General features: G+C 68.1%; 11 protein-coding genes. 7 read left to right on the forward strand and 4 right to left on the reverse strand.

The genetic code is table 11. The features are described from left to right. Positions 1 to 6: 6 nt before the first annotated feature. Entirely contained in the window at positions 7 to 1296 is a 1290-nt protein-coding gene (gene murA / locus AC3RCC_RS23270) for a UDP-N-acetylglucosamine 1-carboxyvinyltransferase (RefSeq protein WP_492256736.1), read from the reverse strand. Between the two features lie 54 nt (positions 1297 to 1350). After that, on the reverse strand, positions 1351 to 1515 hold the full coding sequence (locus AC3RCC_RS23275; RefSeq protein ID WP_291636695.1) for a hypothetical protein: 165 nt from the start codon (positions 1513 to 1515) through the stop codon (positions 1351 to 1353). Between the two features lie 525 nt (positions 1516 to 2040). Between AC3RCC_RS23275 and AC3RCC_RS23280 the strand changes: the two genes are divergently transcribed. From AC3RCC_RS23280 to AC3RCC_RS23295, 4 genes are all read left to right on the forward strand, one after another. Next, positions 2041 to 3003 carry an enoyl-CoA hydratase-related protein gene (locus tag AC3RCC_RS23280; RefSeq protein WP_291644578.1) on the forward strand — a complete coding sequence of 321 codons (963 nt, stop codon included), beginning with the start codon at positions 2041 to 2043 and terminating at the stop codon, positions 3001 to 3003. A 164-nt stretch (positions 3004 to 3167) separates the two neighbouring features. Continuing rightward, complete coding sequence (locus tag AC3RCC_RS23285) at positions 3168 to 5528, forward strand: putative bifunctional diguanylate cyclase/phosphodiesterase (RefSeq protein ID WP_492256737.1); 2361 nt, start codon at positions 3168 to 3170, stop codon at positions 5526 to 5528. Positions 5529 to 5716: 188 nt separating this feature from the next. Then, on the forward strand, positions 5717 to 7186 hold the full coding sequence (locus AC3RCC_RS23290; RefSeq protein WP_492256738.1) for a dihydrolipoyl dehydrogenase family protein: 1470 nt from the start codon (positions 5717 to 5719) through the stop codon (positions 7184 to 7186). A gap of 10 nt (positions 7187 to 7196) precedes the next feature. After that, positions 7197 to 8651, forward strand: coding sequence for a sensor histidine kinase (locus AC3RCC_RS23295; protein ID WP_492256739.1), 1455 nt, complete (start codon positions 7197 to 7199; stop codon positions 8649 to 8651). A 38-nt stretch (positions 8652 to 8689) separates the two neighbouring features. Here the strand turns inward: AC3RCC_RS23295 and AC3RCC_RS23300 are convergent, their stop codons facing one another. After that, complete coding sequence (locus AC3RCC_RS23300; protein WP_291645250.1) at positions 8690 to 9316, reverse strand: S24 family peptidase; 627 nt, start codon at positions 9314 to 9316, stop codon at positions 8690 to 8692. 315 nt (positions 9317 to 9631) lie between these two features. Here AC3RCC_RS23300 and AC3RCC_RS23305 point away from each other — a divergent pair, with 315 nt between their 5' ends. Together AC3RCC_RS23305 and AC3RCC_RS23310 are read left to right on the forward strand one after the other, a co-directional pair. Next, positions 9632 to 9988: a DUF952 domain-containing protein gene (locus AC3RCC_RS23305; RefSeq protein WP_291636705.1), complete on the forward strand. Its 357-nt coding sequence runs from the start codon at positions 9632 to 9634 to the stop codon at positions 9986 to 9988. Next, positions 9985 to 11073 (forward strand): quinone-dependent dihydroorotate dehydrogenase, encoded by a 1089-nt coding sequence (locus AC3RCC_RS23310; protein ID WP_492256740.1) that lies wholly within the window; start codon positions 9985 to 9987, stop codon positions 11071 to 11073. The genes AC3RCC_RS23305 and AC3RCC_RS23310 overlap by 4 nt, the downstream gene beginning before the upstream one ends. Before the next feature lie 13 nt (positions 11074 to 11086). On the opposite strand, the gene AC3RCC_RS23315 is transcribed toward AC3RCC_RS23310, so the two are convergent. Then, positions 11087 to 11809, reverse strand: a complete 723-nt coding sequence (locus tag AC3RCC_RS23315; RefSeq protein WP_492256741.1) for an RNA polymerase sigma factor — start codon at positions 11807 to 11809, stop codon at positions 11087 to 11089. Between the two features lie 129 nt (positions 11810 to 11938). On the opposite strand from AC3RCC_RS23315, the gene folE reads away from it, so the two are divergent. After that, entirely contained in the window at positions 11939 to 12583 is a 645-nt protein-coding gene (gene folE, locus AC3RCC_RS23320; RefSeq protein ID WP_492256742.1) for a GTP cyclohydrolase I FolE, read from the forward strand. The last annotated feature ends 34 nt before the right edge of the window (positions 12584 to 12617 follow it).

The following is a 12617-nucleotide window of genomic DNA, read 5'->3' on the forward strand; positions in this document are numbered from 1 at the left end:
CCGGCGTCAACCGCTGATGCGCTCGATCTGGGCCCCGCAGCGGCCGAGCTTGGCCTCCAGCGCTTCGAAACCACGATCAAGATGGTAGACGCGGTTGATCATGGTATCGCCCTCGGCGACGAGCCCGCCGATCACCAGCGAGACCGAGGCGCGCAGATCCGTCGCCATCACCGGCGCGCCGGTCAGCTTCTCGACACCGTCGACATAGGCGGCGTCGCCGTCGAGCCTGATCTTCGCGCCGAGCCGGGCGAGCTCCTGCACGTGCATGAAGCGGTTCTCGAAGATCGTCTCGCGGATACGCGAGGTGCCGTTGGCGCGCGTCATCAGCGCCATGAGCTGCGCCTGCAGGTCGGTCGGAAAGCCGGGGAACGGGTCGGTGGTGACGTCGACCGGCTCCAGCGCCGCGCCGTTGCGGCGAATGCGGATGCCCTCATTGCTGGTGGAGACCTCGACGCCGGCCTCGACCATCACATCCAGCGCGGCCTGGAGCAGGTCGGCGCGGGCGCCTTCGAGCAGCACGTCGCCGCCGGTCATCGCCACCGCCATCGCGTAGGTCCCGGTCTCGATCCGGTCCGGCAGCACGGCATGATGCGTGCCGCCGAGGCGGCCGACGCCGCGAATGGTGATGGTGGCGGTGCCGGCGCCTTCGATCTTGGCGCCCATCTTGTTGAGGCAGTCGGCGAGGTCGACGACTTCGGGCTCGCGCGCGGCGTTTTCGATGGTGGTGACGCCGTCAGCGAGCACGGCCGCCATCAGGGCGGTATGGGTGCCGCCGACCGTGACCTTCGGGAAGACGATATCGCCGCCCTTAAGGCCCTTCGGCGCCCGCGCCAGCGCATAGCCGTTCTCGATATCGATCTTGGCGCCGAGGCGCTCAAGCGCCATCAGCAGGAGATCGACCGGACGCGTGCCGATGGCGCAGCCGCCGGGCAGCGAGACCTTCGCCTCACCCATACGGGCGAGGATCGGCGCGATCACCCAGAAGCTGGCGCGCATGGTCGAGACCAGCTCGTAGGGGGCGCAGGTGTCGACGATCTGGCGTGCGGTCAGCGCGAAGGTCTGGCCGGTTTCCGAGGTCTGGCCGACACGCTTGCCGGCGATCGAGCGATCGACACCGTGATTGGAGAGGATGCGCGAGAGCGCGCTGACGTCGGAGAGGCGCGGCACATTGGCGAGCGTCAACGTCTCGTCGGTCAAAAGGCTGGCGATCATCAGCGGCAGGGCCGCGTTCTTGGCGCCCGAGATCGGGATGACGCCGTCGAGGCGTTGACCGCCGGTGATGCGGATACGGTCCATCTGGCTCGTCCTGCTGGCGCGGCCGGCAGGGGAGCGCCGGCGGGAGGGATTTGGTCAGGACCGTGAGGTTTCGGCCTGGGCGGGCGGCGTTTCGTCTGTCGCTTCCGTCTCGGCCGTCCGCCGCGCGCGCGCCTGCGCCTTGCGGCGTTTCAGGTTCTCGCGCAGGGCGGCGGCGAGGCGCGCCCTTTTCTGCTCGTCGGCTTCGGTCTGGCGGCTCAAGGCGTCAGCTCGTCGGAAGTGCCCCGTCACGGCGAGGCGGCGGGTGGGTGAATGGTTAGCCGCTCGGGCGGCGGCGGACAAGCCGGCCGGCACAGCAAACGCGCTCCGTCATGGCCGACCGATTGCGGCACAACTGCGGCCGAACCCGCAGAGGGCCGAATAGAGGGCTGAGCCAATAGTCGCCTTTTGCGAGGCAGCAGCTCCGCTCCTTCGCCGAGAGGTTTCCTCTCCGAACAGGCCTCGCGACAGGAAAACTCGTCTCCGAGCAGGCCGCGCCGAAGGCATTCCCCGCTGTTCCGAGCGCCAGCGACCGTAGCAAACACGGCGGCAGCACAACCATGGCGTGACGAACGAAAAGCCTCGAGCCATTCGAAATCGACCTCCTCGGCGCCTTGGCGCCGGGCGGCCCGAACTGCTTAGGGGGCTCACAAATCTTAATGAAATTAACCATTTCTGCCAGTTTGCGTTTACACATTATTAACTTCGCGTACCTTTTCGGCGGGTTGAGTGACGAGGAGAGTTGGGATGTTCCAGAGCTATGCAGCGGCGATCGGCGGCGCGCCGGCTCGGGGACTGACAGGCAAGGAGGTCATCGAGGCGATCCGGCACCGCGCCGGCTTCCTGCCGGAGGTGCAGCTGGCCTACGAGGCGGAGATTCGGACGCTCTGGGTCACGATCAAACCGGAGCTGAAGCCGGTCTTCACGCTGCAACTGCTCGACAGCCTGGGTAAGGTGCAGCAGGCGATCATGGATCTCTGGGGCGCGCCGGAGGATTATCACGCCGCGCCCGTGCGTTTCCTCGCCTTCCGCGGCACCGGACCGTTCTTCACGCTCGGCGGCGATCTCGATTTCTATCTGGACTGCCTGGCCAAGAACGACCGGGCCGCGCTGGCCGAATATGCCCGGCTGTCGATCGAAGGGGCCGTGCGCAACGCCAGCGGCCTCAACGGGCTGGTGGTGACGCTGTCGACGATCCACGCCAAGGCGATCGGCGGCGGCATCGACGCGCCGCGCTCATGCAATATCATGATCGCCGAGCAGCAGGCCTCGTTCGTCTACCCCGAGATCAAGTTCAACCATTTCCCGATCACCGCCGTGGCGATCCTGTCGCGCCGCATGGGCGCACGTGCCGCCGAGCGGATGCTGTTGTCGGCCGAGGAGCTGAGCGCGGAGGAATTCATGGCCGCCGGCGGGCTGGAAGCGGTGGTGCCGACGGGCACCGGCGAGGACTGGATCCGCAAATACGCTGCCGACTCCCTGCCGATGCACGCAGCCAAGACGGCGCTGTTCTCGGCCTTCAACCGTCGCGCCGGCGATTTGCGCGAGGAACTCGAGCATCTCGGTGAGATCTGGACGGACTGCATGCTGCGTCTGCACCCTGCCGCCATTTCCAAGCTGCAGCGCATCGCCCAGACGCAGGATCGCATGCTCGCGCGGGTCTATCAGCGCCAGGATGAGCCCGAGGCTCGCAGCCCCGGACATCACTGAGACCGCCCGGCCGGGCGCTTCCCTGGCGGCGGCCCCGATCGATCCCGCGACTCGGTCGCGTAAATCTCACGGAACTTTTACCTTTCCGGTCTAAACGGGTTTAAATACGGGGCGAACGACTGAGCTGTTGCCGCCTTCCCGAGGCTGTCGAAGGGCAGGAGTATATGGCGGGAGCGCCGAACCGGCAGCGCACGATCGCAGTGCGCAGCGAGACGACGGAGCTACCTGCCATTGCACATGGCGGCGTCGGCGAGGTCGACCTCGCCGACTACAGACTGCTGGTCTCCTCACTGTTCTCTTCGCCGGGCTCGATCATTCCCGGCGGCATCGCCGGCATCCTGACGCCCTATCTCTGCTGGCTCTCGACCGGCGCGCAGATCTTCATGACGCTGACGCTGTCGGTCGCGCTGGTGGTCGTACTGCGCATCCTGACGGTGATCCGCTACCGCAGGCTCGATCATTCCGAGGACAGCTTTGAGGAGACGCGGCGCTGGGATCGCGAGTACTTCGCCGGCGCGACCGTCTTCAGCGCCGTGCTCGGCTACAGCTGCTATGTGGCGCTGGCCAACACCGATGATCCGGCCGCTCACATAACCTCCGTCGCCTCGACGATCGCGCTGGCCTCCGGCTATGTCGCGCGCAATGCCGGACGTCCCAAATTCGTCACGGTCCAGCTGCTGACCTTTTGCGTGCCGATGGCACTGGGCCTGATCCAGGCGCACAATCCCTATTATCACTATATCGGCTATTTCGCCTTCCTGTACGTGGCGGCGAACATCGCGATCACCAACTCGCTGCATCGCAACCTGCTGGCGCTGAGCGACGCGACCAAGCAGTCCAAGGCACTGGCCACGGCCCTGCACTCGCAGAACCTGACCCTCGACGCTGCGCTCAACACCATGATCCATGGGCTGGCGATGTTCGATCGCAAGCTCGAGCTCGCCGTCTCCAACGCCCCGCATGCCGCCCTCTACGGCATGCCGGAGACCTTGACCCTGCCGGGCACCCCGATCACCGCCGTCGCGCGTTTTCTCGTCGAGCGGCAGATCGCCAGCGCCGAGCAGGTCCGCGCCATCAAGGCCGCGCTGGACCGGGTCCAGGCGATGCAGCAGGCGGCGGTCTACGAATTCCAGTCGCGCAACGGCCGGATGCTGGTCGTCACCATCGCGCCAGCCGCCGAAGGCGGCGTGCTGATGCTGACCGAGGATGCGACCGAGCGGAAAGCGACGGAGGCGCTGATCGAGCAGATGGCGCGCTTCGACGAGCTGACCGGCCTCGCCAACCGTTTCGAATTCAATGGCCAGCTCGCCGAGGCCTTCAAGAAGCAAGAGCGGACCGGCCAGGCCTTCGCACTGCTCTATATCGACCTCGACGGCTTCAAGCAGGTCAACGACAATCTCGGCCACGACATCGGCGACAAGGTGCTGGTGCAGACCGCCTCCAGGCTGAAGGCCGCGATCCGGCAGAGCGACATGCTGGCGCGCTTCGGCGGCGACGAATTCGTGCTGATCTTGCCTGCCGCCGATGTCGACACGGTCCGCATCATCGCGCAGCGCATGATCGAGGCGATGGGGCGCGCCTTCGAACTCGATACCAAGACCGTCTATGTCACCGCGAGCATCGGCATCGCTCTGGCGCCGACCGACGGCGCCAACCCGGCCGACCTGCTGCGCCATGCCGACACCGCGCTCTACAAAGCCAAGTCGGCGGGCCGCAACACCGCGACCTTCTTCGACCCCGCCATGGCCGAAGAGATGCTCGACCGCCACGAGATCGAGGTCGATCTGCGCCAGGCCACCGCGGAAGGCGCGCTCCAGCTCTACTACCAGCCGATCATCGACCTTCGCACCCAGCAGGTCGTCACGCGCGAGGCGCTGATGCGCTGGCCGCATCCGACGCGCGGCATGGTGCCACCCAGCGTCTTCATCCCGATCGCCGAGCAATCCGGCCTGATCGCCGGGATGGGCGATTGGGCGATCGCGCAGGCCTGCCTCGATGCGGCGAAATGGCCCGATGGCGTGGGCGTCTCGGTCAATGTCTCGCCGCTGCAGTTTCGCGAGCCGGTGCGTCTGGTTCAAACCGTCAAGGACGCCCTGCTCGCTGCCGGCCTCGCGCCGGGCCGGTTGACGCTGGAGGTGACCGAATCGCTGCTGATCGAGGACAACAAGGCGACGCTCGAGCTGATCAACGAACTGCGCACCATCGGCATCAAGTTCGCGCTCGACGATTTCGGCACCGGCTATTCCTCGCTCGCCTATCTCTCCACCTATCCGTTCTCGCAGGTGAAGATCGACCAGAGTTTCAGCCGCAACGTCAACGCCGACGAAGCCTCCAAGGCGATCATCGAAGCGGTCTGCCAGCTGGCCCGCCGCCTTTCGATGAACGTCGTGGTCGAGGGCATCGAGACCGAGGCGCAACGCATGGCGGTGCAACTGCTCGGCGCCCAGCGGGCGCAAGGCTATCTCTTCGGCCGTCCCGAGCCGGTCTCGGAATTCGTCAAGAGTGAATCCCGCAAGCGGGCCTGACCTGGCCGGCCCCGTGCTCGAGGGCAAGTTCCCCTCGGCACCCCTTGCTGTTGTCCGCGGCGATGACCAGATAGCCCCCACCGCCGCCGCAACCGGGCCTTTCCTGCCCGAGATCGACGTGGCGCCTTGATTCCGCTGGGCCGGCAACGCATCAGCAGAAGCAGGAAAGCGAGCCCGGAGAGGTGGCGTTGACCGAAACCGCCCACGCATTGGCCAGGCCCGGGCCGATGACCCCAGACATCTGCGTCGTCGGCACCGGCCCCGGGGCGCTCACGGTCGCGACCACCTCGGCGCTGTTCGGCGTCTCCGTCGTGCTGGTGACGCCACCCGCCACCGACGGCGCCGAACAACCCGTCACCGGCTCCAGCGCATGCGTCACGCTCGCGGCTGCCGCGCAGAGACTTTCGGCGCTCCGCGACGCCGGCCGCCTCGGCCTGTCCCTTGGCGAGCCGCAGCTCGACGCGGCGCAACTACGCGGACATGCCGAGCGGCTCGCCGACACGCTGGCGCTCAACGCCTCGGCCGAGCGCTTGGCTGCGCTCGGCATCGTCCAGCTGCGGGGCGAGCCCCATTTCCTCAATCGCCACACCCTCGCGGCCGGCGAGCACCGGATCAGGGCACGGCGCTTCGTCATAGCGCTCGGCGCGCAGCCGGCCGCGCCCTCCGTGCCCGGCCTTGCCGAACTGCCCTTCCTGACCGTCGAGACGCTCATGGCGGCGCCGCGCTGGCCGGAGAGGCTGCTCGTCCTCGGCGGCGAGCCGGCGGGCGTCGAGATCGCCCAGGCGATGCGTCGGCTCGGCAGCGAAGTCGTGCTGATCCTGCCGGAGGGCCTGCTGCCGCAGGAAGACCCGGAAGCCTGCGACCTCATCCGGCGCGCCTTGCTGCGCGACGGCGTCGTCCTGCACGAGGGCCGTGAACTGCTACGGGCAGAGAGCGCCCGCCACCGCCCTCGCCTCGTTCTCGCGCCGCGGGAGGAGAACGCCGCCGAAACTGCGGTGGAGGGGACGCATCTGCTGCTCGCGAACGGCCGCAAGCCACGGCTCGCCGGGCTCGATCTCGACCTCGCCGGCATCCGCGCCGACGATAGCGGCATCGCAGTCGACCGGGGCCTGCGCACCGCCAACCGTCGCATCTTCGCCATCGGCGACTGCGCCCGCATCGCCGGGGCCCCCCCTTGCGGGCATGCTGGCGAGCACCATGCCGGCCTCGTGGTGCGCAACGCGCTGTTTCGCCTGCCGGTCAACGCCACGCGCGCCGCTCTCCCGCGGCTGACTCTCAGCCAGCCCGAACTGGCGAGCCTTGGCCTTTCCGAAGCCGAGGCGCGCCGGCAGGGCACGATCGGGGTGTTGCGCTGGCCCTATTCCGAGAACGAGAGGGCCAGGGCCGAAGGCCGCAGCGAGGGGCTGGTCAAGGTCGTGACCGACCGAAGGGGGCGCATTCTCGGCGTGACCATCGTCGGCGCACAGGCCGGCGAACTGATCGGGCTCTGGAGCCTGGCGGTGCGCCAGCGCCTCAACGTCAGGGATGTCGCCGATCTCGCCCTGCCCGCGCCGACATTGTCGGAGATCTCGAAGCGCGCCGCGCTCTCGGTTCACACCCCTCTCGCCTCGCGGCCCGGCCTGCGCCGCCTGATCGGCTTCCTGCGGCGCTTCGGATAGACTGCGCCATATGCCGGAGAGAGAGTTCGATCACCGTAACCTGTCGATCAGCCTTCCACGAGGACTGACGCGCCTCGGCCTGTCGGCCAAGCTGCTGGTCCTGACGACGCTCTTCGTGATGCTGGCCGAGGTGCTGATCTATCTGCCCTCCGTCGCGACCTTCCGTCGTTCCTGGCTGAATGACCGGCTCGCCGCGGCGCAGATCGCCGTGCTCGTGCTCGAGGGCGCGCCGAATGACGGCCTGCCGGAGGGCAGCGAGGAGCGGCTCCTCGCCGGCGTCGGCGCACGGGCGATCGCCGCGCGCGTCGGCGGAGCACGCCGCCTGCTCAGCCTCGACGCGATGCCGCCCGAAGTGGCGCAGACGGTCGACCTGCGCAATCTGAGCCGAATGGGCTCGATCATGGAAGCGGTCTCCATGCTGCTGCGGCCTGCCCACAAGCTGCCGATCCGCGTGGTCGGGCAGGCCGTCGGCGCCGCCGATTTCGTCGAGCTGGTGATCGACGAGGCGCCGTTGCGCCGGGCGATGCTGAAATTCTCGTGGAACCTGCTGCTGATCTCGCTGCTGATTTCGGCCCTGAGCGCCGGGGTGATCTATTTCGCGCTGAACTGGCTGATCGTGACGCCGATCCGGCATCTCGCCGCCAATGTCATGGAGTTCGAGAACGATCCGGAGAACCCCTACCGGATCATCACCCCGTCGAACCGGGTCGACGAGGTCGGCGAGGCCGAACGGGCCCTGGCCCGCATGCAGGCGACGCTGGCCAGTGATCTGCGCGCCAAGAAGCACCTCGCCGAGCTCGGGCTGGCGGTCAGCAAGATCAACCATGATCTGCGCAATATGCTGGCGGCGGCGCAGCTCATGTCCGACCGCCTGACCGAAACCCGCGACACCAAGATCCGCAGCTTCGCGCCTCGGCTGATCGCGACGCTCGACCGGGCGATCGAGTTCTGCCAGGCGACGCTGGCCTATGGCCGCGCGGCGGAGGCGACCCCGCAGTTGCGCGAGGTGGTCTTGCGCCAGCTCGTCGCCGAACAGGCCGAACTGCTCGGGCTGAGCGAGAACGGCAAGATCGGCTTCGTCAACCAGGTGCCGGCAGAGCTCGTCGCCAATGTCGACCCCGACCAGATGGCGCGCGTGCTCTCCAACCTGATGCGCAACGCGATCCGCGCATTGGAGGACGGCACGTTGGAGGATGGTCGGGCACCGTCGCTGGCGATCAGCGGCGGCTACGAGGGCAGCGAACTCGTGCTGCGCGTCGCCGATAACGGCCCCGGCGTCCCGGCACGGGCGCGCCAGAACCTGTTCCAGGCCTTTCGCGGCTCGGTCACCCCGGGCGGCACCGGGCTCGGCCTCGCCATCGCTGCCGAACTCGTGCGGCTGCATGGCGGCATGATCCATCTCGAGCCGTCCGAGCTCGGCGCCGTGTTCAAGGTGTCCTTGCCCGGGCACAAGGCCCGCCCCTGAACATCTCCCCCGGGGCCGACGCCCGGCCGAGCCCCGGCCTATTGGCTCGCCCAGATAACCCGCGCCATGAAGGCGATCTCGGAGAGCGCCAGCACCCGGTCGGGATGGTCGGGGTTCAGCGAGGCCAGCTCGACCGTCTTTGCCGTCTGCCGCCTGAGCTGCTTGGCCAGGACCTCGCCATCGACGGTCTTGACCACCACCCGGTCGCCGCGCCGGACCGCCGCGGCCGGGGAGACGATGATGGTATCGCCGTCGCGATAGAGCGGCAGCATCGAATCCCCGGCGATCTCCAGCGCATAGGCCTTCTCGTCGGCGATACCGGGAAAGGCGACCTCGTCCCATCCGGTTCCCGCCGGGAAGCCGCCATCGTCGAAGAAACCGCCGGATCCGGCCTGGGCGAAGCCGATCAACGGGATGGTGTGGGTGGGTGCCGCGCCGCGCCGGACCGCGTTCATGAACTGATCGAAGCTCGCTCCGGTCGCAGCGAGAATCTTGGCGATCGATTCGGTCGAAGGCCAGCGCTCGCGCCCGTCGGAACCGACGCGCTTGGAGCGGTTGAAGGTCGTCGCGTCGAGGCCGGCCTTGCGGGCGAGCCCCGATGGCGTCAGGCCATAGCGCTGGGCGAGCTGATCGATCGCGCTCCAGATCTGGTCATGGGACAGCATGGCCAATGTCACTTTCCTGGCGGCATCGACGGGCCGGCGCCGCATCCGACGAGGTCGCGACGGCCGGGTCGGTGAAACTGCCTCGTCATGGTCGGCATGGGAATACCATAGGAAATATCCCCTATCGTATAAGACTGCAATCTGATTTTTGCCGTTTTCATCGCCACCTTGCACCGCCGTCCGTCGCCAAACGGCCAAAGCCCGATATGGACGGAGCATCGGGATTTCCAGCCGGCCGCAGTCACCTGCGATGTTTTTGCGGACGCTCCCGGTTTGGGCTTTTACCGGGTGAGCACAGGGGATATGCCCTCGGGCATGCTGCTCTCCCCCCCTTCGCTGATCTACAAGATCTGCCCCGAGGCACTCTGGCGCGAGGCTGAACGCGCCGGTGTCTTCGCCGGCGCCCCCATCGACCTCGCTGACGGCTATATCCATTTCTCGACCGGCGCTCAGGCCCGCGAAACCGCCGCCAGGCATTTCGCCGGGCAGGCAGGGCTATTGCTGATCGCCGTCGACCCGACCAGGCTCGGCGACAGGCTGCGCTATGAGCCCTCGCGCGGTGGGGCGCTGTTCCCGCATCTCTATGCCATGCTCGACCCGAAGCAGGCGCGCTGGATCGCGCCATTGCCGCTCGGTGCAGCGGGCCATCTCTTTCCGGAGGATATCAGGTGATCGGCACGCTGTTCGGCCTCGCACGGCCGCTGATCCACAAACTCGATGCCGAGACGGCGCACAAGCTCGCCGTGGCGGCTCTGGCCAAGGCGCCGGCGCTGCGCCCGGCCGCCGACGATCCGGCACTCGCGGTCGATGCCTTCGGCCTGCGCTTCCCGAACCCGGTCGGACTCGCGGCCGGCTTCGACAAGCATGCCGAGGCGATCGACGGCACGCTCGGCCTCGGCTTCGGCTTCGTCGAGGTCGGTGGCGTGACGCCGCTGCCCCAGCCGGGCAATGCCCGCCCACGCGTCTTCCGCCTGCCGGAGGACGAGGCCGTGATCAACCGCTACGGCCTCAACAGCGAAGGCATGGAGGCGGTGGCGGCGCGGCTGGCCGCGCGCCGGCGCCGTGGCGGCATCGTCGGGGTCAATCTCGGCGCCAACAAGGATTCGGCCGACCGCAGCGCCGATTATGCGGTGCTGACGCGCCGGCTGGCGCCGCTGGCGGATTTCCTGACCGTCAACATCTCCTCGCCGAACACGCCCGGCCTGCGCGACCTGCAGGCCGAAAGCGCGCTCGACGACCTGATCGCACGCGTGCTCGCGGCGCGCGATGAAGTCCGTGCGCAAGGGCGGGCGACGCCGATCCTGCTCAAGATCGCGCCCGATCTCAGCCTACCCGAGCTCGACAGCATGGTATCCGTCGCACTGAAGCGTCGCATCGACGGCATGATCGTCTCCAACACCACGGTGGCGCGCCCCGACAGCCTGCGCAACGCGGCGAAGACCGAGACCGGCGGGCTTTCGGGCAAGCCGCTCTATGCGCCCTCGACCAGGCTCCTCGCCGAAACCTTCCTGCGCGTCGAGGGGCGCTTCCCGCTGGTCGGCGTCGGCGGCATCGATTCCGCCCGGACCGCCTTCGCCAAGGTCCGGGCCGGGGCGAGCCTAGTGCAGTTCTATTCGGCGATGGTGTTCAAGGGGCCGGGCCTGGTCTGCGAGATCAAACAGGGCCTCGCCACGGAGGCGCGCAAGGCCGGACTGCCGCGCCTCAGCGCGCTGGTCGGGCGCGACGCTGCCGAGATCGCACGCGGCGAGACGCTCTGAAAGGCGGCCGGGCTCAGCCCGGGCCGGGCTCCCAGCCCTGAAGCGGCGCCAGCCTGTCGAGGACGGCGGCGGTGATCCTCTCGCAGCGCCGGCCGAGAAAAGGAAAGGTCTCGTGCATGGTCGAGGCCAGGGTTTCGTTCAAGGCGAGGCGCAATAGGCGGCGTGCGCGATGGAGTCGCGTCTTGACCGTCTCGGGGCGAATTCCGGTCAGCTCGGCCGTCTCCTCGACCGAGCATTCCTGCACCTCGCGCAAAATGAAGACGAGCCGGAACGGCTCGGGCAGAGCGTCGATCGCCCGTTCGATCAGCAGGCGGATCTGAGCCCGGGCCATGGCGGCTTCCGGATCGTCCATCGCTTGTCCTCCGGGAAAGGCGACGACGGCGGCCCCCGCCGCCTGCGCTGTTTCGACCTGATCGAGTTCTACCGTGGCACGCCGGCGGCGGCGCAGCCTGCCGCGCGCCTCGTTGATGACGATCCGCGTCAGCCAGGTCAGCAGGCTGGACGCGCCGCGGAAGCCATCGAGCGCCGCGAAGGCCCGGACATAGCTTTCCTGGAGGATATCCTCGGCCTCGGCCTCGTCGGCGACGATGCTGCGCGCAACCCGGAACAGGCCCTGATTGTGCCGCTGCATGATGACGCGGAAGGCGCCGCGCTCGCGCCCGCGAGCGCGAGCGACGAGTTCCGCCTCGCTCATCGCCTCGCAGGCGAGCGGCCTGCTTCTCGGAACTTCCAGCATGAGCCGTTCTCCTGCAAACGGCGATTGGATGCGCGCGGCGCACAAAGGTTCCCGGGGGGCTCCGGGCCGGGAACTTCTTTCGCCCCGGCGCATCGAACGGGGATCGACAAGCATTCGGAGGAGCCAAGCGTGACCGTTCGATCCCTTCTATCACCTGTTCCGGCTTCGGAGGAGGCGTGCTCCTGCCCGCGGCCGCCGGGATTTTCGCCTCAGCGCGCGACCCGCGCCGAAGCAGAAGCCGCGATACGCACCCTGATCTCCTGGGCCGGAGACGATCCGGCGCGCGAAGGCCTGCTCGAAACGCCCGCCCGCGTGGTGCGGGCCTATGAGGAATGGTTCGCCGGCTATGCGCAGGATCCCGGGGCGATCCTACGACGGACATTCGGCGAGACCGGCGGTTATGACGAGCTGGTCCTGCTGCGCGACATCCCGCTTGAATCGGTCTGCGAGCATCATATGGCGGCGATCAGCGGGGTAGCGCATATCGCCTATCTGCCGCGCGAGCGCGTCGTCGGCATCTCCAAACTCGCGCGGCTGGTCGATGCGCTGGCGCATCGTCTGCAGATCCAGGAGCGGCTGACGGCCGAGATCGCCGACGCGATCGAGGCCGAACTCGAGCCGCGAGGCGTCGCCGTCGTGCTGCAGGCGAGCCATGCCTGCATGTCCTCGCGCGGCGTGCGCAAGCATGGCAGCGCGCTCGTCACCCGCGCCTTCCGCGGCCTCTACACCGCCCCCGGGGCACGGCGCGAGGTGCTGGAGGCGCTCGACCACTGAGCGCCGCCTGCGGGAACCTTGGTTGCGCTGCGCC

It is taken from the genome of Allobosea sp. GW823-FHT01F03 (assembly GCF_058798075.1).